General features: G+C 62.5%; 13 protein-coding genes. 4 read left to right on the top strand and 9 right to left on the bottom strand.

Features of this window, described 5'->3' with window-relative positions; genetic code table 11:
* Positions 1-59: 59 nt before the first annotated feature.
* Together groL and groES are read right to left on the bottom strand one after the other, a co-directional pair.
* Entirely contained in the window at positions 60-1,679 is a 1,620-nt protein-coding gene (gene groL, locus NUW13_06235) for a chaperonin GroEL (protein MCR4438627.1), read from the bottom strand.
* Positions 1,680-1,726: 47 nt separating this feature from the next.
* A complete protein-coding gene (groES, locus tag NUW13_06230) occupies positions 1,727-2,011 on the bottom strand; it encodes a co-chaperone GroES (GenBank protein MCR4438626.1) in 285 nt (94 codons plus the stop codon).
* A 489-nt stretch (positions 2,012-2,500) separates the two neighbouring features.
* On the opposite strand from groES, the gene NUW13_06225 reads away from it, so the two are divergent.
* Positions 2,501-2,731, top strand: coding sequence for a KH domain-containing protein (locus NUW13_06225; GenBank protein ID MCR4438625.1), 231 nt, complete (start codon positions 2,501-2,503; stop codon positions 2,729-2,731).
* A 149-nt stretch (positions 2,732-2,880) separates the two neighbouring features.
* Here NUW13_06225 and NUW13_06220 read toward each other — a convergent pair whose 3' ends face one another.
* Positions 2,881-3,348 (bottom strand): 23S rRNA (pseudouridine(1915)-N(3))-methyltransferase RlmH, encoded by a 468-nt coding sequence (locus NUW13_06220; GenBank protein MCR4438624.1) that lies wholly within the window; start codon positions 3,346-3,348, stop codon positions 2,881-2,883.
* 158 nt (positions 3,349-3,506) lie between these two features.
* Here NUW13_06220 and NUW13_06215 point away from each other — a divergent pair, with 158 nt between their 5' ends.
* Genes NUW13_06215 through NUW13_06205 form a run of 3 tightly spaced genes read left to right on the top strand, consistent with a single transcriptional unit; the run spans position 3,507 to position 6,426 of the window.
* Complete coding sequence (locus NUW13_06215; protein ID MCR4438623.1) at positions 3,507-3,725, top strand: hypothetical protein; 219 nt, start codon at positions 3,507-3,509, stop codon at positions 3,723-3,725.
* A gap of 6 nt (positions 3,726-3,731) precedes the next feature.
* Positions 3,732-4,685 (top strand): SDR family oxidoreductase, encoded by a 954-nt coding sequence (locus NUW13_06210; GenBank protein MCR4438622.1) that lies wholly within the window; start codon positions 3,732-3,734, stop codon positions 4,683-4,685.
* Positions 4,686-4,692: 7 nt separating this feature from the next.
* The gene (locus NUW13_06205) at positions 4,693-6,426 is read left to right on the top strand and encodes an NAD+ synthase (GenBank protein MCR4438621.1); all 1,734 of its coding nucleotides are present in this window, start codon (positions 4,693-4,695) and stop codon (positions 6,424-6,426) included.
* Between the two features lie 346 nt (positions 6,427-6,772).
* On the opposite strand, the gene NUW13_06200 is transcribed toward NUW13_06205, so the two are convergent.
* From NUW13_06200 to NUW13_06175, 6 genes are all read right to left on the bottom strand, one after another.
* Positions 6,773-7,378, bottom strand: coding sequence for a T9SS type A sorting domain-containing protein (locus NUW13_06200; GenBank protein MCR4438620.1), 606 nt, complete (start codon positions 7,376-7,378; stop codon positions 6,773-6,775).
* A 4-nt stretch (positions 7,379-7,382) separates the two neighbouring features.
* A complete protein-coding gene (locus NUW13_06195) occupies positions 7,383-8,474 on the bottom strand; it encodes a sigma-54 dependent transcriptional regulator (GenBank protein MCR4438619.1) in 1,092 nt (363 codons plus the stop codon).
* A gap of 323 nt (positions 8,475-8,797) precedes the next feature.
* Complete coding sequence (locus NUW13_06190) at positions 8,798-9,640, bottom strand: ATP-binding cassette domain-containing protein (GenBank protein MCR4438618.1); 843 nt, start codon at positions 9,638-9,640, stop codon at positions 8,798-8,800.
* Positions 9,637-10,944 (bottom strand): dNTP triphosphohydrolase, encoded by a 1,308-nt coding sequence (gene dgt / locus NUW13_06185; GenBank protein ID MCR4438617.1) that lies wholly within the window; start codon positions 10,942-10,944, stop codon positions 9,637-9,639. The genes NUW13_06190 and dgt overlap by 4 nt, the downstream gene beginning before the upstream one ends.
* Positions 10,945-10,949: 5 nt before the next feature.
* Positions 10,950-19,217 carry a CHAT domain-containing protein gene (locus tag NUW13_06180; GenBank protein ID MCR4438616.1) on the bottom strand — a complete coding sequence of 2,756 codons (8,268 nt, stop codon included), beginning with the start codon at positions 19,215-19,217 and terminating at the stop codon, positions 10,950-10,952.
* Positions 19,218-19,226: 9 nt separating this feature from the next.
* The gene (locus tag NUW13_06175) at positions 19,227-19,808 is read right to left on the bottom strand and encodes a YdbL family protein (protein ID MCR4438615.1); all 582 of its coding nucleotides are present in this window, start codon (positions 19,806-19,808) and stop codon (positions 19,227-19,229) included.
* Positions 19,809-19,827 lie beyond the last annotated feature (19 nt).

Genomic DNA, 19,827 nt, shown 5'->3' with positions numbered 1-19,827 from the left:
GCCGCAAACAAAAAACCCCTGCGCACGGGCGCAGGGGTTTTCAGCCTGAGATGTGTGCATCAATACATGTCGCTGCCGGGCGGCATGGAGGGTGTAGACTTCTCCTTCTCCGGTTTCTCGGCAATGACCGCCTCGGTCATGAGCATGAGGCCGGCTACGCTGGCGGCATTCTGCAGGGCGACGCGCGCGACCTTGGTGGGGTCGATGACGCCCGCCTTCATCAGGTCTTCGAACTTCTCCGTCTCGGCGTTGAAGCCGAAGGCGCCCTCGCCATCTTTCACCTTTTGCACGACAATGGAGCCTTCCCTGCCCGCATTCTCGGCGATCTGCCGCACCGGCTCCTCAAGGACGCGGCGGACGATGTCCACACCCACCTTCTCGTCGCCTTCCACTTTCAGCTTGTCCAGGGCCGGAAGGGCGCGAATGAACACCACACCGCCACCCGGCACGATGCCCTCTTCCACCGCTGCTCTGGTGGCGTGGAGAGCGTCCTCGACGCGGGCCTTCTTCTCCTTCATCTCCACCTCAGTGGCCGCGCCCACATTGAGCACTGCCACACCGCCGGCCAGCTTGGCAAGACGCTCCTGCAGCTTCTCGCGGTCATAGTCAGAGGTGGTCGTTTCGATCTGCTTCTTGATCTGGGCAATGCGCCCCTTGATGGCCGCCGGATCACCGCCACCCTCGACAATGGTGGTGTTGTCCTTGTCCACGGTCACTCGCTTGGCGCGGCCCAGGTCGCCGATGGTAGCGTTCTCCAGTTTGAAGCCGGCCTCTTCGGAGATGACCCGGCCGCCAGTCAGGATGGCGATATCCTCCAGCATTGCCTTGCGCCGATCGCCAAAGCCAGGCGCCTTCACTGCGGCGACCTTGAGCGTGCCACGCAGCTTGTTCACCACCAAGGTGGCCAAAGCTTCGCCCTCGACGTCCTCAGCGATCACCAGGAGCGAGCGCCCCATCTGTGCGACCTTCTCCAACACGGGCAGCAGGTCCTTCATGACGCTGATCTTCTTGTCGTGGATAAGAATCAGCGGCTCCTCCAGCACTGCCTCCATGTTGTCCGGGTCGGTGACGAAGTAAGGCGAAATGTAGCCACGGTCGAACTGCATGCCCTCGACGACCTCGAGGGTGGTCTCGGTGGACTTGGCCTCTTCCACAGTGATGACACCATCTTTGCCAACTTTCTCCATGGCGTCGGCAATCAGGTCGCCGATGCTCTTATCGTTGTTGGCGGAGATGGCACCCACCTGGGCAATTTCGGTCTTGCCCGGGAGGGGTTTGCTGAGGCGCTTGATTTCTTCGACCACCGCCGCCACGGCCATCTCGATACCGCGCTTCAGATGAGCCGGGTTGGCGCCCGCCGTCACGTTTTTCATTCCTTCGTGGAAGATGCCCTGGGCGAAGATGGTGGCCGTGGTAGTGCCGTCGCCAGCCACGTCGCTGGTCTTAGAGGCGACCTCCTTCACCAGCTGAGCGCCCATGTTCTCAAAGGGGTCTTCGAGCTCGATTTCCTTTGCCACCGTCACGCCGTCCTTGGTGCTGGTCGGGGCGCCGAACTTCTTATCAATGACCACGTTGCGCCCCTTGGGCCCCAACGTCACCCGCACCGCGTCGGCCAGCTTATCTACACCGCACTTGATCGCTGCCCTTGCTTCTGCATTGAAACTCATGATCTTTGGCATTGCCTTGCCTCCCATCGGTTAGACATCGGTCCACGTCTTCACTGCGTTCAGATGATGGCGAGAATATCGCTCTCGCGCATGATGAGCAGGTCCTCGCCGTCCACGGTCACTTCTGTGCCGGAGTACTTGCCGTACAGCACACGATCGCCTTTCTTCACCTCCATCGGGATCTTCTGCCCAGATTCGCTCACCTTGCCAGGGCCGACCGCAATAACTTCCCCCTGCTGCGGCTTCTCCTTGGCAGTGTCGGGGATGATGATGCCCCCTTGCTTCTTCTCCTCAGCTTCAATGGGCTTGACAACCACTCGATCAGCTAACGGCTTGATGTTCATACCTACACCTCCTTGCTATGAGACTGACACTTGGACAGCTGAGACGCACTTGTTAGCACTCCCTGGTAGTGAGTGCTAACAAACGCCTTACAAATATAACGTTCCGCGCCCAAATGTCAAGACGCCTCTTGCCTCAGCTTGTGGAGGCTTCATCGCCATCTGGGACATGGCCGAGCATAGTTACCCTTCCCGGCAGATAGCTGCACCTCCTGCCATCATTTGGCAATTTTTGGCTTCCGGTCTTGCTGTCTGCGACTGGCAGCCCAGGCACAGGGTGGTGTTCCGCGGAGGCAAGTGCTTCACTTTTTCCTTGACAATGTAGATGCAGTGGGGTATATTATGCACAGAGTCGCTAAGGACAATGGCCGGTGTGTTCGCGACAACTCGCAGGTGCACCCGCAGTAGGCATCTCGCCTCTCTCCTGACGCCCGATGGTCTGGGGCTCGCCGGCTATCGCGGAACGGACCAGTCGAAAGGAAGGGGATAGCCATGAAGGAATTCGTGGAGTACATCGTCAAGCACCTGGTGGACGACCCGGATCAGGTCAGGGTGTCCGAGGTGTACGGGGAGACGACGATCGTCTATGAACTGCGCGTGGCCCGGCAGGATATGGGGAAGGTCATTGGCAAGAATGGGCGTACCGCCCATGCCATCCGCGTGTTGTTGAGCGCGGTGGCCCGCAAGTCGGGGAGGCACGCCACGCTGGAAATCCTCGAGTAGAGTGGCTATCCTCGTTATCCACGCATTGTGCTTCCACAGGGGGTGCCCTTGGCCGGGGGGACGACGGCCCGCAAGTCAGCCAGTCCTGGCAGAGCAAGAGCGCGCGCCGATGCGGAGACGGCGCTTTTTTGTCTCACCCCTTCCCAGGGCTATTTGTGATAGGGCTCGCCTTTGAGGATGGTGAAGGCGCGGTAGAGTTGTTCCAAGACCAGCACCAGGCAGAGCTCGTGGGGGAAGGTCATTGGCGAAAGCGACAACGTAAGGTCAGCTCGGTTCTTGAGGTGGGGACCAAGACCCTCAGGACCTCCGATGATGAACACGGTGGAGCTGGCAGGCGCATTGGCACGAGCGGCCAGAAACTGCGCAAGTTCAGGGGAGCTCATCATTCGGCCCTTGGCATCTAAAGCCACGACGAAGTCGCGTGCTGTGAGGCGCTCCAGGACCCTGCGTTCCTCTCGCGTGGGGGCGCTGGTCCCAAACCGGCCACCAGGACGCTCCTCTTTCACGTAGGTGGCTTCTACGTTGGCATAGCGAGCGAGGCGCTGCAGGTAATCTGCAGCCAATGCACGGACGTGGGTGTTTTTTGGCGCGCCCACGACAATCAGCTTCACACGCACCGAAGGGGCCTCCTTCGCACAGTGAGGCAGCCATCAGCGGCAGACGTTTTACTATACGAAACATTCGCGCCAATGTCAACAGATTTGTGTCCGTGAGCCTAAAAAGGAAGGCTCAACGTTACCCGAATCGCGAGGCAGACAGGCGGTGAGGTGGCAGGATGGGCGAAGACGATAATGCAGGAGTGACCACCGCGCGCATCAAGTTTTGCGACTTGCGTTGCGAGCATGCCTCCTTCCCCAAAGAAGAGGCATTGGACGGAGCGCGTAGCTGTCGCACCTTTGCCGCGCTCTGGTGTGCACAGCTGCAGGCGCTGGTGCCGAAGAATGCGCCCTGTGCCGTGCAGTTTGGCAGGCGTCGACCAAAGGCGAACCTGTGAGGCTTCATGAGAGGCGGCAAGAGCAGCCTTGGGCGACTCTTAGTCACCGGCGCGAGCGGCTTTTTGGGTGGCCATGTGGCCTATTTAGCTGCGCGCCACTGGTCTGTGTACGGCACCTGGCAGGAGCACCCCTTCTGCCTGCGTGGAGTGGAGGCCATTCAGCTCCGGCTGGGCGATGAGCGCGCCGTGCGCCGTCTGCTGGACACGGTGCGCCCCCAGGTGGTGATCCACTGTGCGGCACTCACCGATCTGGATTACTGCGAGGCTCATCCAGATGCGGCGCAGCTCATCAACGTGGAGGCCACCAAAACCATAGCGGAGTGGTGTGGCGTCAATGCAGCCCGCCTGATCTTTCTTTCCTCGGACATGGTTTTCGACGGCAGCCTTGGCTGGTACCGGGAGACGGACAGTCCCCACGCGGTCAATGTCTATGGAGCAACCAAGGTGGAAGCAGAACAAGCCGTGCAGGCTTTTTGCGCCAATCATGTTATCGCCCGGTCGGCTCTCATCTACGGGCGGCCGCGCACCGGTGGATCGTCGTTTTCTACCTGGATTGAGCAGCGCCTGGCGGCAGGCGAACCGGTGCCCCTGTTTGTCGACCAATACCGCACGCCGATTCTGGTCTCCGACCTGGCGGCAGCGCTGGTGGAACTGGCGGGCAGGGGGTTTGTTGGCGTGCTCCACCTTGCCGGCCCGGAGCGCACGGACCGTTTTGCCTTCGGCTGGCAGCTGGCGCACCTTTTGAGTCACAACACGTCCCTGCTGCTGAAGCGCACTATGGCGGAGGTCCCTCTTGGCGCACCCAGGCCTCGGGACGTCAGCCTGTGCACCGAGCGAGCCCAGAGACTGCTTGCCACGAGGCTCCATGGCGTTCAGGATGGGCTGCGGCGCATGATCGCCCACGCTGGATACCGAGCAGCGGTGACCTCGAGCACAGCGGGTCAGCAGAGCCAGGAGTAGGACAGGAATGCTAAGGATCGCCCTCTTTCAGATTAACCCAACGGTGGGAGACCTCAAGGGAAACGCCCAACTCGTCATCAGTGGCGTGCAGAAGGCCAGGGGAGTGGGCGCCGATGTGGCCGTGTTCCCCGAGCTGGTGTTGACCGGGTACCCGCCTGAGGACCTGCTCCTGCGGCGCCGTTTTGCGGAAGATAACCGCTTGGCGCTGGAGAGCGTGGTAGCAGCCGCAAAGGGCCTTGTGGCAGTGGTAGGATTCGCCGACCACGACGCGGCGGGTCTTCACAACGCTGCTGCTGTGATGCGCGACGGTCAACTGGTGGCCACCTACCACAAGATCTGTCTGCCCAACTACGGGGTGTTCGACGAAAAGCGCTACTTTGTGCCGGGAGGTGAGGTACTCGTCCTGGACGTCGCTGGGGTGCGGATAGGGGTTTCCATCTGCGAGGACCTCTGGGTGCCGGAAGGGGTAGTGGAGACGCTCGCGTATGCCGCTGGGGCGCAGGTGGTGGTGAACATTTCGTGCTCGCCGTTCCACGCCCTGAAGGGCCAGGAGCGGGCGCAGATGATGACGGCGCGCGCCAAGAGGTGCAGGGTGTTCCTCGCCTACTGCAATCTGGTCGGCGGGCAGGAGGAGTTGGTTTTCGACGGGCAGAGCCTGGTGATAGCGCCCTCGGGCGAGGTGTTGGCGCATGGCAGAGCCTTTGCCGAAGAGATGATCCTGGTGGATATCGACCCACAGCAAGTGCACGCCCTGCGCGCTGCCGACAACGAATTCATCGCGCGGCAAAAGGGTTTCGCGGCCCCCTACCCGCAGCGCGAGGTAGTGCTCTCCGGCGCAGAGCATCATTTTCCAAAGCAGCCGCTTGCACCAGGCGCCTTCGAAAACCTCGACATGGAGGAAGAGGTCTGGCGCGCCCTGGTGCTTGGCACGCGCGACTATGTCTGCAAGAATGGTTTCCGGGACGTGGTCCTCGGCCTGAGCGGTGGCATAGACTCCGCCCTGGTCGCCGCCATTGCCGCTGAGGCCGTGGGCCCCCAGCACCTGACCGGCGTGCGGATGCCCTCGGTCTACACCAGCGAGCAGAGCATGACCGATGCGCAGCAGGTGGCGATGAACCTCGGGATAAACCTCATCACCGTGCCGATTCAGCAGGCCGTGACTGTCTACCGCCAGCTCCTGGCCGAACACTTCCGCGGCCTGCCCGAAGACGTCACCGAGGAGAACATTCAGGCGCGCATCCGCGGGAACATTCTCATGGCCTTTGCCAACAAGTTCAATTGGCTGGTGCTGGCAACCGGCAACAAGAGCGAGGTGGCTGTGGGCTACTGCACCATCTACGGCGATATGGTGGGCGGCTTTGCAGTGCTCAAGGACGTGCCGAAGACGTTGGTTTATCGATTGGCCCACCATGTCAACGCGCGCAGCGGCAGAGAGGTCATCCCGAGGTCGGTCATCGAAAGGGCGCCCACTGCCGAACTGCGCCCCAACCAGAAAGACGAAGACTCGCTGCCGCCGTACAGGGTTCTGGATCCGATTCTTGAGGCCTACGTCGAGCGCGACCTGAGCATAGCCGACATCGTCGGTCAGGGTTTCGACGAGGCGACCGTCCGGCGGGTGGTGCGGATGGTCGACATGAGCGAGTACAAACGCCGGCAGGCGGCCCCGGGCATCAAGATCACGCCGCGCGCCTTTGGCAAGGATCGACGCATGCCCATCACCAATCGCTACCGCGAGGAGTAGGAGGTCGGCCGGCGGAGCGGACCTCCTGGCTGCCAACTCGCCGCGCAGGCACGGCGTAAGGCCGAACAAAGGGCAGGCGGCGGCTGGCTCTGGGCGTCGGCAGGGCCATCGCAAGGAATCAGGCCGCAGGCCGAACGTTTCCGCATGGTGGCGAAGAACGTAGGCGTCAAATCGGATGGCGCAAGCTCCCTGTTGAGGAACGTGGGGCCTTTGCTGTCGCTGTGAGGGGCGGGGTCCGCTGCGCAAGGATTGAAGCCTTTCCCGGCAGCGGGCGAGGCTGACCCGGGGAGGCCGTGAGCGTCACTTGACCAGGGGCCCCGCATCCGCTCAAGGCCCAGTCCAATCCTCAGCGCAGGCGGATGATGCGAATAGTCTGGCTGCGGAAAGTGGAGGCAAAGCCACGGCAGTAGTAGATGCCGCTCGGCACAGGACGGCCGGAGTCGTCAAGACCGTCCCAGAGCACAGGGGCATTTGCTCCGGGATTGGTGGCAGCCGGACGCAGGGTGCGCACCAGTTTGCCGTTGATGTCGAAAATGCGGAGCTCAACCTCTTCGGAGGAAGGCAGATCAAAGGCAAGCCACGTATCGGTCGCAAAGGGATTGGGAAAGCTGGGGTAGAGGACAAACTCGGTGGGTAGAATCTCCCCTTGGCCCACCACGCCGCTCACCTCTCGCGACAGGGCACTCTCGTTGTTCCACCTGTCGTAGGCGGACACCGCAAAGTAGTAGCGCACGCTGTCTGCCAATGGGCCCACCAGAACGCGGGTCTTTGCGCCCACGTCGAGGGACGCCTCGTATGTGCCGGGCCGCGTGCCGTAGTGGACGATGTAGCCGGCCACATCCGGTTCGTGGTTTGGCTCCCAGACAATCACCAGGTGGCCAGCCTGAGCAACGGTGGACAAGAATACGGACAAGGTTACAGCAAGCAAGAACTTCGTAGCCTCTCTTCCCATCGCCTCACACATGCTTTTTCCACGACTCGTGGGTGATGTTGTGCTGACTGATCTTGTAGTTGAGCGCCCGCGGCGAAATGCCGAGGAGCGCAGCCGCCTCCTTCTGCACCCAGCCTGTCCTCTCTAATGCCTGCAGAATTGCAGTGCGCTCCAGCTCGGCAAGGTTGAGGGTGGTGAGTCTGCCGCCGCAGTCGCTTTCCAGGCGGCGGCGATTCTGGCCACCCGCGGCAAAGTAGTCACGGCCGGAGAGGGAGAGGTCGTTGGGCGTAATCTGTTGCCCTTCGCCGACGACGATGACCGCCCTCTCCACCAAATTCTTCAGCTCGCGGATGTTCCCCGGCCAGGAATGGTTCTGTAGCAGGCGCATCGTCTCTTGCGTGAATCCTCCCACCTCTTTCTTCATTTCCGAGGCGAACTTGCGCCGGAAATATTCGGCAAGAATGGGGATATCTTCGCGCCGCTCACGCAAAGGGGGAATGTTGATCTGTACCACATTCAGTCGATAGTACAGGTCCAGCCGGAAGTTGCCCAGCTCAATCTCCCGCTCCAGGTCCTTGTTGGTGGCTGCGATTACGCGGACGTCCACATTGATCATGCGGTTGCCACCTAAGCGATTGAAGCGCTGCTCCTGCAGCACGCGCAGGATCTTGGCCTGGGTGGGCAGGGCCATATCCCCAACCTCGTCCAGAAAGAGCGTCCCCTTGTCGGCCAGCTCGAACTTACCGATGCGCGTGGTGTAGGCGCCGGTATAGGCGCCACGCTCGTGGCCGAACAGCTCACTCTCCAAGAGCTGGTCTGGCAGGGCCGCGCAGTTCACCTGGACAAAAGGCTTGTCGGCACGCAGGCTGAGCATCTGGATGAGGCCGGCCATCATCTCCTTGCCGGTGCCCGTCTCGCCCTGGATGAGCACGGTGGCGTTGCTCCGCGCTACTTTCCTGATGAGCGAGAGCATCTGCCGAATCTGTGGGTTGTGACTGACCATGGGGTAGTAGTAGTCAAACCCAAAGGCACTGCTGCCACTCTTCTCCGCCACCTCCGGGAAGTCGCACCCCACCACTGACACCCCGGCAAGGGTGTCCGTCAACTCGTCCCTCATGCCTCGCACACCTCGTTGTGGTTCAGCTTGCCATGGCCCGAGCACCTCGGGGCCACGCCAAGGTGTGCAAAAAATCGACCACTCGCCGCCAAGGACGGGGCGATGGTCGACACGGCAAGCGTCCAAGCTGCGAGGGCAAGTCCACAGGAACACATGGTCTTGGGACAAGCAGCAGCGAGCGCCCGGGAAACCGCTCCTCTTCGAGCCCTTGTCATTTTCTTCACATTTGAGCCTGTGCTCTGCATCACAATTTCAAATCCGTAATTGGGGTGTAATCGTGTCGTCTTTCCGAACAGAGGCCTTGGAGCGTGGCAAGTATCCGGTCACTTCAAGTTCTGCAGCGCTTGCTCCACTGCCTCCACCGAGAGAAGCTGGCGCAGGTCAATTGGCAGCGGCGGCGGGTTTCTTCGCAGCACGCGCAACAGACGTGGCAATGCCAAGCCATGGCGCACGAGGAGGGCCTCGTGGGCGACGAGCTCTTCTTTTGGGCAGTCGAGCACCATCCGCCCTGCCACAAGGACGATCACCCGCTGCGCCAGGCGGTAGACCAAGTCGATATTGTGGGACACAAGGACGATGGTTTTACCCTCCCGGTGCAGATTCTCGAGAATGTCGGCAATTCTCCGTACGCTTGCCGGGTCCATGCCGGCGGTGGGTTCGTCCAAGACAAGCATCTCCGGGTCCATCGCCAGCACACCGGCCACTGCTACCCGGCGTTTCTCCCCTTCACTCAGCCGGTGAGGGGAGCGCGAGGCAAATGCTGCGGGGTCAAGGCCCATTGCTCGCAGGGCCCAGTCCACGCGCGCCGCAATTTCCTGTTCCGGCAGACCCAGTCTGCGCGGCCCAAAGGCCACGTCCTCGAAAACCGTTTCCTCGAAAAGTTGCAGCTCCGGAGATTGGAATACCAGCCCGATGCGCCGACGCAAGGCGGTCAGGGCAGGCCCACGCTCGGGGAGCTCTTGGCCATCCACCAGTACACGTCCGGCGCTTGGGCGGAGCAGGCCAGTGAAGTGCTGGATGAGGGTGGTCTTGCCTGAGCCACTCGGCCCCACCAAGGCGACAAACTCGCACTCCTTGATTTCAAGGCTCACGCCGTCAAGTGCCAAGCGGCTAGCGGGTCCTGCCTGGCGGTAGCGGTAGGAGACGTTGTCGAGGGTCAGCCTCACGCGAGCTCCTGGTCGCTGGCGGCTCCTTGCGGGCGGCTCTCGTCCATGTTGCGCACGATCTGTTCCACGCGGGTCAATTCCGTCTGGGCGTAGTTGTCACTCATTCCCGCGATGTGGTCACAGATTGCGCGCACCAATTGCGCTCGATTCTCCCGACAGGAGATGCGGCCCAGCACATACTCAGGTAGTTGCGACGGAAAGCGAAGGTAGAACTTGAACAGTTCGCGGATGGTGCGCACCGCCACATCGTCGGCCCGATAGATGGAGGCGTGATAGATGATCTCTTCGTCGACAAACTCATCGAGTTCGCGGTGGAGCGGCTCCAACTCCTCGCCAAAGTGCACGACCACCTGCGTGAAGCGTTTGGGAAAAGGCCCCTTCCTCCTTATGCGCTCCAAGTTTCGGACGGTAGTGTGCAGGAGGTCGGAGATGAGGGCATCGATCAGGGCTTTGATGAGCAGGTTACGGTAGAGGAAGGGGTCGCGTTCGCACAGCGCGTCGATGCGGTGCTCGTGCTCCAGGCGTTGGACAATGCCCACCTTGCGCACCTGCTCGAGCGCGACAAAGCCGGCGCGGATGCCGTCTTCCAGGTCATGAGTGTGTTGCGCGATCTCGTCGCAGATGGCAACTACCTGTCCCTCCAAGGTGCCGGCCACCTCCTGCTCCAGGGAGAGGCCCTCGCTCTGAAAGTTGGGGTAGTCTATCCCCTCTTGCAGTCGCGTGTGCTTGAGAATGCCTTCGCGCACCGGTGCGGTCAGGTTCAGCCCGGGGCGCGCGTACTTGCGTTCGATGTAGTCCACCACGCGCAGGCTCTGGTAGTTGTGCTTGAAGCCACCTAAGGGTCCCGAGGTCAGGAGGCCGTCCAGCGTGTCTTCGCCGGCCATGATCTTGCCCAAGACCACTTCGCCTATATGGCCGAAGGGGGTGTGGCCAAGGTCGTGGCCAAGAGCGATCGCCTCCACCAGCTCTTCGTTGAGCCCCAGCGCCTTGGCTAAGGTGCGCGACAACTGTGAGACCTCTAGCGTGTGCGTGAGGCGCGTGCGGTAGTGGTCGCCCTCGTCGGTGAGGAACACTTGGCGCTTGTGCTTCAGCCGCCGGAAGGCACGGGAGTGCACCAGCCGGTCGCGATCACGCTGGAAGGCGGTGCGATAAGGATGCGGCTCTTCCGGGTGCAAGCGGGTCGTTTCTCCTTGCGATGAGCGCGCCGCATAAGGGGCAAGCACACGTTCCTCGATTGCCTGCAATTGCAGGCGAGACCGGATGGTTACGCCATGCGCCATGACTTGCGACGGTTCTCTATCCATCGTGTTCACCGGAAGTCCCCTATCAACTGGAACGCTGCCCAGTAGGCCGGATGGGCATTGACCTCGCTCATCACGAGCAGTTGGGCGCGCTGCAGCGCCCGGGCTCTGCTTTCGCCCTCCGCCAAGTACCGCACAAAGCGCTTCACCATGACCGCAGTGGCCAAGTCATCGACTTTCCACAGGCTGGCGAACAACGAAGAGGCCCCGGCGAAGACGAAACTGCGCGTGAGGCCAATGATCTCATCGCCACCGGCAATGGAACTCAGCGCCGTCTCGCAGGCACTCATGGCCACCAGATAGCTCTCCAGGCGCAAGGAGAAGACCTCCCGTGCCTCGAGCCGCCCGTCGTTCTCCTTGTCGGGCGCCAGCAGGAGTGACGAAAACAGAGGGTTGGCGGAATCGTATTCGCCGTGGCAGGAGAAGAGGTAGACATCGTACGGGCTCTGAGCAGCTTTCACCACCGTCTCGGTGGCAGAGGTGCCGAGGAACTTGTCCACCTTGGCAAAACTCCGGGAGATGCTCTCCACCTCCTTGGCTGCCATGGGGAGGGGCCGCGGCTGGCCTGGCAGTGTGGGATTGCCCAAGGCAAGCACGCGGAACTCCTGGCGTGGCGTGGAGAGGAACCGGCTTCCGCCCTCCATGCACATGCCCAGTACGGTGCCGCTGGGCGCGGTTGCCAAGGAAAAAGTCTCTATCAGATACCGGCCCTGCGGGTCCACCAGGCAGGCAAAGGGCAAGTAGTGCAGAGGCCCGTGCGGGATGATGACCAGAGTGGAGACCCCTTGCAGCGAGGGAGCGGCCGGCGCGATGAGCGCCTGCCACAGCCGCGCACTGCGCTGCCTCACGGTGGAGAGCTGGCTGATTGCCTGGCGCACCTGGCCCACTTCCTTGTAGAGCTCCTCTTGGCCGAGCGGTGTTGCCCAGGCCTTGAGCGTCGCGCTGGTCACCAGCCAGATGAACAGACGATCCTTGCCGACAAAGTACTCCACCACGGCCACGCCTGGGGGCAACAGCGCCTGCACACGTGATGGCGGCCAGGGGTCGACGGTGACCATATCTGCCAGGCGAGGATCTGATTCCTTGAGCCTGATCAGCTGGCTCTCATAGGTGCTGCGCAGCTTGGTCAGTTCTGCGCTCAGTTGTTGCAATCGTTCCTTCTGCGCCGCGCTCGCTTGTTCTGGTTCTACGCTGCGCAGGCGGGCGATCTCCTCTTGCACGTTGCGCATCTGCGCTTCCACGCCGGTAAGCGCATCGTACAACTCCTGGCTGGTGCGCGCACCGAAGGCGAGCTGGCGGTTGCCGAGCATGTCCAAGAAGCCGCGTGAGCGAGCTCGTTCGGCGATGGCAAAAGCCTCCTCGTCACGGCCCATCTCAATCAGCAGGTCGATAAGGTCGGCGTAGACCTCTTGTTTGTCGTTGATGAAGCCTGCCTGATGCTCGGCCACCTTGATGCGCGCGCGCATCTGTTCGACGACCTGCACCGCCTGCAGCAGGCTGGCGCGGCTTTCCTCGAGACGGCGCGCTTCCCGCTGCAACAGACCCAATTGGTGCAGCGCCCGCCATTCCACCTCTGGGACGAACAGGGAGCGCGCAAGAGCAGCTGCTTGCTCCAGGTAAAGGACAGCCTGTTCCCTGTTCCGCTGCGCGCGCCGCACCGCCCCAATGTAGTAGAGGCATTGCGCTTCGTTACGGCGGTCGCCAACCTCCTTGCTGAGGGTCAGGGCTGCCCGCAGCGATTCGTCGGCCCCTGTCAATTGCCCCTTCTGCAGCAACAGGGCACCCATGTTGCGCAGGTCATAGGACAGGCCTCGTTGCCTACCGATAGTGCTGTCGAGGTGGGCGGCAGCGGTGAATTCCACCAGCGCCTTTTCATACTCGCCCAAGGTGACGTGCACCAGCCCGATGTTTTTGCGAATGGTGGCCTGGTCGAGGAGCTCGCCGGTGCGAATTGCTATCTCCAAGGCGTTGTGCTGGTCGCGCAACGCCTGCGGTGCGTTGCCGATGCTCAGCTGAATGAGGCCCCGGGTCGCTAAGGCCAGTGCCTGCAGGGACAAGTCGCCCTGTTTTTCGAAGGCCTGCAAGGCCCGCCGGTTGTGCTGCAGGGCTTCCTGATAGTCACCCATTTTCCAGGCAAGGTTGGCAAGGTAGTGTTCGCACAAGGCCACCTTGTCCGGAAGTTTGAGTCTTTCCGCCTGCTCTCTGGCACGGCGCTGTGCGTCGACGGCTGCGCGGTAGTCGGCCATCATTTCGTGGGCGAGGCCCAGGTTGTTCAGCACCTCCACCAGCGTTGCGGACGGGCCCTGCGCCTCCAAGAGGGCAAGGCCAGCGGACAAGTGCTGGAGGGCCAGGGGGTAGTCTTCCAGGTAGCGCAGGGCCACGCGCCCCATGTCGCTCAGATTCAGCGCTTGACCTTCGCTGGCGCCCGCCGCGGCATACAGGGCGCGCGAGGCCTCGTACTGCTCCAGGGCGGCCTGATAATGCCCGGCCCGCTCGTGCACGATCCCCAACTCCCGGTGCAGCTCAGGTAACAGCTGTTCTTGAGAGCTGCTCGCAACCTCTCTGACGTGCTCCATCGCCGCAATGGCCGCAGCATAGTCCTCGGCCTGGGCGTAGAGCGAAGCGAGATTGCGGGAGCGCCGCACCTGGAGCTGCGGATCTCCCTTGCGGTCGGCCTCGGCGGCCAGCAAGCGCTGGTACTGAATGGTCTTGCGCACAAGGCCGCCGCTGGCAGAGGCGCGCACGATCAGCAGGCGGAGGCGCTGGATGCTCGCGCTGTCCTGGCGCGCGGTGGCCATGGCCAAAGCCTCCTCGTAGAACCGTACCGCGTCGCCCCAGTCCTTGTCTTGCTCTGCCTGCAGCCCTGCTCGTACCTTGCCGGCCAGCGCGCGTTCGGCATAGGTGCTGGCCTCAACCCTGCTCATGCCGCCGTAACCCACCAGTTGGGCGGACAGATTGCCCATGCCCTTTTTTATAGCCGCCTGCACCGCGGCACGGAAGGCTTCGGCGGGAGGTTTCTCCAGGAGCTGGCGGTAGAATGCCTCGTAGAAGGTAAGACGTGCCTCGGGTGATGTTTCGTCGCCCACCAGCAAGCCTGCAGCGCTGCCACTCAGTGCCAGCAAGCGGTCAACCAACTGCGCAGCCGACCCGTACGCGGCCGTCTCCCCTCCGTCTATGACGCACACGGTCGCGTTGGAGATGACCTCGAAAAGATCCAGCAGACGCAGCGTAAAGCCCCCCTGCCCATCGGCGAGTTGCAGAGCCGAGTGCAGCGGGGCTGTCTCTTGCCACTGCCAGGTGGCTCGCCAGTGCACGATGTTGCTCCCCAGAAGGACCTGGGAAACCTCCCGTGCCTGCGTTTCCTTACCCGGCAATCTGGGGAGGGAGACGACCTCGTAGCCGAGCTCCTGCAGCGGGTGTTGCAGGAGCGTGTCGGCGAGGAAAACGACTGGGCCACCGACTGTGCGGCGGTTTGCGGCAAGCACGTAGCTGCTCAGGCTGGAGCAGACAGTGACCGCTGGCGCCTCCTGGCCCAACGACGCCAGCACTGCCGCCTGCATCGGCAACCGGAAAAGAAAGCCATCCGGGACGATGATGGCCCGGCGCGCTCTTCGGAGCAGGCCCGCCGCAGGCATGAAGAGCCTGGCTATCATTTGGCGCGAGCTGTCGTCTGGCGAGCTTTTGAGAAAGCCTTCGGTGAGCTGGCGGATCCCTTCGGCGCCAGTGGGAATGCGGAACATGGCTACACGCCGGGGAGTGACTGCCCAGAGCAGCGTGTGTCGGGCGCCCACCAGGAAGGCCAACGCCACTTCGTCGCCTTCCAGGGCATGCTGCACGGCCGCCAACGAGGGGGAGTGGACTGTCACCAGCGCTTCCAGTGCAGGCGCTTCCTGGCGGAGTCGTGCCAATGCCTGTTCGTATTCGCGGCGGAGGCTGTCTTGCGCTGCGCGCCACCTGATGAGCTCGGGGGCGTTCCGCTGCAGCACGGCGCTCAGCTGCCGCACCTTGAGCTCTGAGGCGGTTAACTCCTCCCGAAAGGTACGCACCCAGTTGAGCAGATTGGTGCGCGTGGGGCTGCTTAGGCGAATGGCCTCCCCTGAGGTGGCATCCAAGAAAGCCTGGGCCCGCAGCTCCTCTGCAGCCTGGAGAGCGCCAAGCGTATCGCCGATGGTCGCCAGATGGAATGCATACTCCTCGTACAGTTGGCGGTGGCGGCTGCGTTCCATGGGGAGCACCAGACGGGTGATGCCAGCCTCGCTCGCCGCGCGCAATTCGGTGAGCGCCTCGGCAAAGTAGACGCGTGGGGGGCTGAGTCTTAAATCGGTCCGGGCCCGTTCATCGAGGCGGTCAGCAAGCTCGGCGAGCCCCTGGTTGACCTGCCAGAGCAGGTCGCCATACCCCCTGGTCTGGCAGAGGCGACGCGCCTGCAAGAGATGAAGAGCGGCGTGCTCCCATTCGCCGAGCACGGCCCAACAGCGCGCCAAATTCATCCTGGAAAGGGCCTCTTCGCGCGGCAGCCGCCGCCGCAGACTGAGGTTGAGCGCTTCTTCGAAGTACGTCTGCGCATAGCCGGCGCGTTGGAATATTTCCACAGTGTGGCGCAGGGAATCCTGAAAATCGGCCTCCGCGGCGCGCTGGGCTTGGTGCTCCAAGGTGAGGGCGCCGAGGAGGTTGAGGAGCTGGGCGCGCCGCTGCACGAGAACCCGCGACTGCCCCTCCGTGAAACTCAACGCGCGGTCCAGACGAGTTGCAGCAGCATCGCATAGGGCAGGATCCGAAAGGAGCAGCGCCAGTTGGCCAAGATTGATGGCGTTGACGACCACGCCGGCTACCACCTTCTGCTTCAGGCAAAGGTCGTAGCTGCGCTCGCACTGCTGCCAAGCGCCCAGTGGATCCCCCTTCAGCAGTTGTAGATAGCCGAGGTTGTTGAGCACCGCTGCCTCAGCGCGGACATCTTTCCGCTTGCGGTAGAGGGCAAGCTTCTTCACGTTTTCGCGGATGGCTTCCTCGTAGCGTTTCGTCTCCACTAAGATGTTGCCGAGGATCGTGTAGACCAGAGCTCGTTCCTCGACGGTAGTGAAGCCGAAGGCTGCGCTGCCGCCAATTGCCCCCATTTTGCTCAGATCGACAAAGGGAATGGGGACGTACCACCCCAGCACGCCGACCTGGATGCGCGAGGATGTGCCCTTGGCCTCCTTGAGCTTGCCGCTGTCCAGAAGGTCACGGGCGCGAATGGCATGCGTGTAGGCGTCGGTTGGCTCGCCCAACAGCCAGTAGTTGTAAGCGAGATTGCGATGGAGGCGCTGCACCTCCCCGAGGTTACCGCGCCGCGTCTCCATGGCGACGGCTTGTTCAAAGTACTCGGCAGCCGAGAGATAGTCCTCTGCCATCTGATAGAGCATGGCCAGCCGCTTTATGTTGAGCAGCACCAGCTCCTCTCTGCCGAGGTCGCGGTACAAGTCGATGGCGCGGCGCAGGTAGGTGGGCCCCCGTTCAAAGTCCTCCACCACCAACGCGCAGTGGCCCATCCTTTCCATCATCACTGCTTCATCCCGGCGGCTCGCGAAGGTCGAATCAAACCGCAGGGCGAGGTGGTAATACTCGTAGGCCTTTTGGTAGCCGAACTCGGCCAGGTTGTAGTAGTTGTTCGCCAAGTTGCGGCAGAGGCGGGCCTCCAACTTTGGGTTTTCATTTTCGTCATTGAGGCCGAGGGCAATGGTGAGTGCATCGATGGCTCGTTCGTAATTGCCCACCTGGGCCTCTTCCTTGGCCATGGTGACCGTTCTGAGCACCGAAACAAGCGGCGCCGAGATCGCCTCAAGGACCCTTCGCGGGAGGGTCTGCGGTCTGCTGCGACGCAGGCGGTCATAGGTCTCTAACATCTCGTAGTTGTAGCTCTTGGTCAGGTAGGCGTAGACCATCCGATAGTCGGCCTCCAGGGCCCTGTCAAGGAGGCTATTGGAGCGAGCCAGGAGCTCAGGGTCGATTCTGCCCTGGTGGCCATAGAGCTCCGCTTGCTCGGTGGCTTTGAAGGACAGGCACAGGCCCAGGCAGTACAGGAGCAGCGGGTCATCGGGGTGTTGCACCAGGCGTGCCTGGTATTCGCGGGTGGCCTGGTCAATCGCTCGGCCGTAGTACTGCGCCTGGATGTAGCCGCGGTGGGCCTCGATGTCGTTAGGTGCCACTTCCAGCGCCTGGCGATAGCGGGCTGCGGCGAGCGCAAAGTAGGCGGCCTGGAGTAGCTGCTCGCCAGATTGCATGAGGGCGCGGAAGAGTGCCTGCCGTGCCGCTTCTGCCCAACGACCTCCGGCAACCGTGTCGAATTCTGCCTGTGCCTGTTGAAGAACGCTCACTGCCTTGCGCCAGTCGCCACCGTCCTGGTAGGCCTTGGCAAGGAGTAATCGGCTGCGGGCGACCAGCGTGCGCTGGTCGGGAAAGTCGGACTGGAGGGCTGCCAGCTCAATCTGGGCCGCCTCGAAGTCGCCGGCCGCCAGGAGAAGCTCTGCTGCGCGCAGTTGTGCAAAGGCCGCGACGCGCGGCATGCGCAGGCGGTAGGCGCTGCTCACCTCACGGCAGCGGCGCAAGAGTGCCAGCCGGTCGCCGGCGAGCTGCCTCTCCCGCAGCAGACGCTCCATAGCCTGCGCCGCCGTCGTCTCCTGCTCAGGATAGCGGTCCACCAGCAGAGCGTAGGCGCGTTCTGCCTCCTCCTCGCGCCTAAGGGCGTCAAGGCAGTCGCCAATGCGCAGCTGGCTTTCGGCCGCCGCCTCGCGGTCTGCGCCCTGCTGCTGCAGCACCCAACCGTAGGAGGTGAGCGCCTCCCCGTACTGAGCGGCGGCAAATTGCAGGCCGCCCAAGCGCATGGCAATGGGCACCGCCAGCTGCGGTTGAGATCGGTGAACTTCCAAAAGGCGTGCCAAGGCGCGCATTGCAGCGAGGGAATCGATCCTCCCTTCGGCCATGTCCATGTCGATGTTCTCCACGGCCGCCAAAACACGCGCCTCCTCCTGCTCGGCGAACTCCGCCTCCAGCTCCTGGAGCGCCTGACGTGCCATGGCTTCGTCCCCAAGTGCGCGGTAGGTGCGCGCCATCTCCAAGGTGGCCAAGGCCACGAAGGACCGTTCCGCCGGAAAAAAGTCACGCACCCGCCGCAGGGCCAACAGGCGTTCGTAAAGACCCGTCCTCTGCTGCGCGGACAAGGCTGAAAGGGGCGAAGCGGGGAGGGGAAAAGCGTCACGCGCATAGGACAGCTGCCCCATGGCCGATGCATGGCGAGGGATGAGCCCATCTGCAGGCACTGCCCAGATGTCCAGGTTGCCGCTGCGATCGGAGGCGTAGCACACCAATTCGCCGCTCGCCCAGTTCGGGCCGAAGGCGAAATCCGTACCACTGGTGAGCCACACTTGCAGCTCGCGCGGAGCGGAAGGAAGCTGCGAAGGGGACGAGGGCAGGCTCACCGCCGCCCGGACGATTACCGGATTGTCGTCAGGCGTTATTCTGCCGTCGTGATTCGTGTCGTAGGGGAAGCGGCAGAAGACAACTTCGTGGCCTGTGGGCGACCAAGCCGGCTGGCAATCGAACCACGAGCCATCGGTGATAGGCACTTCCTTGGGCAGCTCTGGCCGACTGTCCGGGTGCGCGGGGGTCACGGCGATGGTACCGTTGCGGCGAAGACTATCGAAAGCGGTGTAGACGAGCCATGTCCCGTCGGGCGACCAATTGGGCTCTTTTCCGCCCTGCCAGGTCACCCGGGTCAGGGACCTCGGCTTTAGCCTCAGCACCCAGATCTCCGTCCGACCGGTGCGGTCAGAACAGAAGGCCACCTCCGTGCCGTCGGGCGAAAAGGAGGGAAAGGCATCTTCGCCCAAATAGTCGGTCAGTCTGACTGGTTCGCCCCTGGCAAGAATCGCCTTGCCTGTGCGGCGAAGCTCCACCATCCAGATGTCGCCGGCCGCGTCGGAACGCTTGGACACAAAAACCAGGCGGTCACCATTGCGACTCCAGGCCGGGCAATAGTCGTCCGCCTGGTGGGTGGTAATCTGGTACGCCTTGCCACCATGGACTGGCCGCACCCACACATCCTGGTTGCCGCTGCGCGTGGAGGTGAACGCAACCCACTTGCCGTCAGGAGAAAGGGCAGGACTCAAATCGTCTGCAGGGTGCGTGGTCACCTGATGAGGCAGCAGCGGTTGCCCGCCCGCCAGAGCGCACGGCGGTGGGCTCGCCAGAAGCCACAGCAGAGGCAGAACGGAGAATATGTCGCGCCGCACTGAGCTCATGTATTGCCGCTACTTCTTCTCGTTGGGGGCAGCCTCCTTGCCTTTGCGATACCAGGTGCCGTCCTCAGCCTGTACCCAGGTGCCCGGGACGGACTCTTCGCTGTTCATCTTGGCAAAGACCGCATAGACGGCAGCCGTACCGGCGCGGCCCGCGTTGGGGTTGAGCTCCAAGACCCGATCGTAGATGATCTTGCGATCCCGATTCTCTTCGTTCATGATCCTGACCACCAGGCTACGATACTCCGGGTCCTGATCCAGTCTGGGCAGGCGACGGAGCTCCAGAAAACCTTGATTGTTCTCGCCCAAGGCGCCATCCCGCTTGAACTCGTCGATGTCGTCTTTGTTGAACTTGCGGTTTTGCACCGCATCGAGAACCTCTTTCTTCTCGGTGGCCATTTGCGCCTTCTGGTCGCTGTCTGCCGCCCGCGTGGAAGCGATCATCCAGCTCTCGTCGGCCACCTGTTGGTAGGTGCCGATCACCTGGTTCTCCAAGGCGGTCTTCTCGCCGGTCACCTGCACTTCAGGTGCGCGGATACTGCAGCTGGCCACTATGCCGGCCAGTACCACTGCTGCTGCGATGTGTCGCGCCATGGGCCGTCCTCCTTTCGCA

Source organism: candidate division KSB1 bacterium (genome assembly GCA_024655945.1).
Classification (GTDB): Bacteria; Zhuqueibacterota; Zhuqueibacteria; order JANLFK01; family Oleimicrobiaceae; genus Oleimicrobium.
The sequence above is the reverse complement of the archived record's forward strand: the minus strand, read 5'-3'. Positions and strand labels throughout refer to the sequence as shown.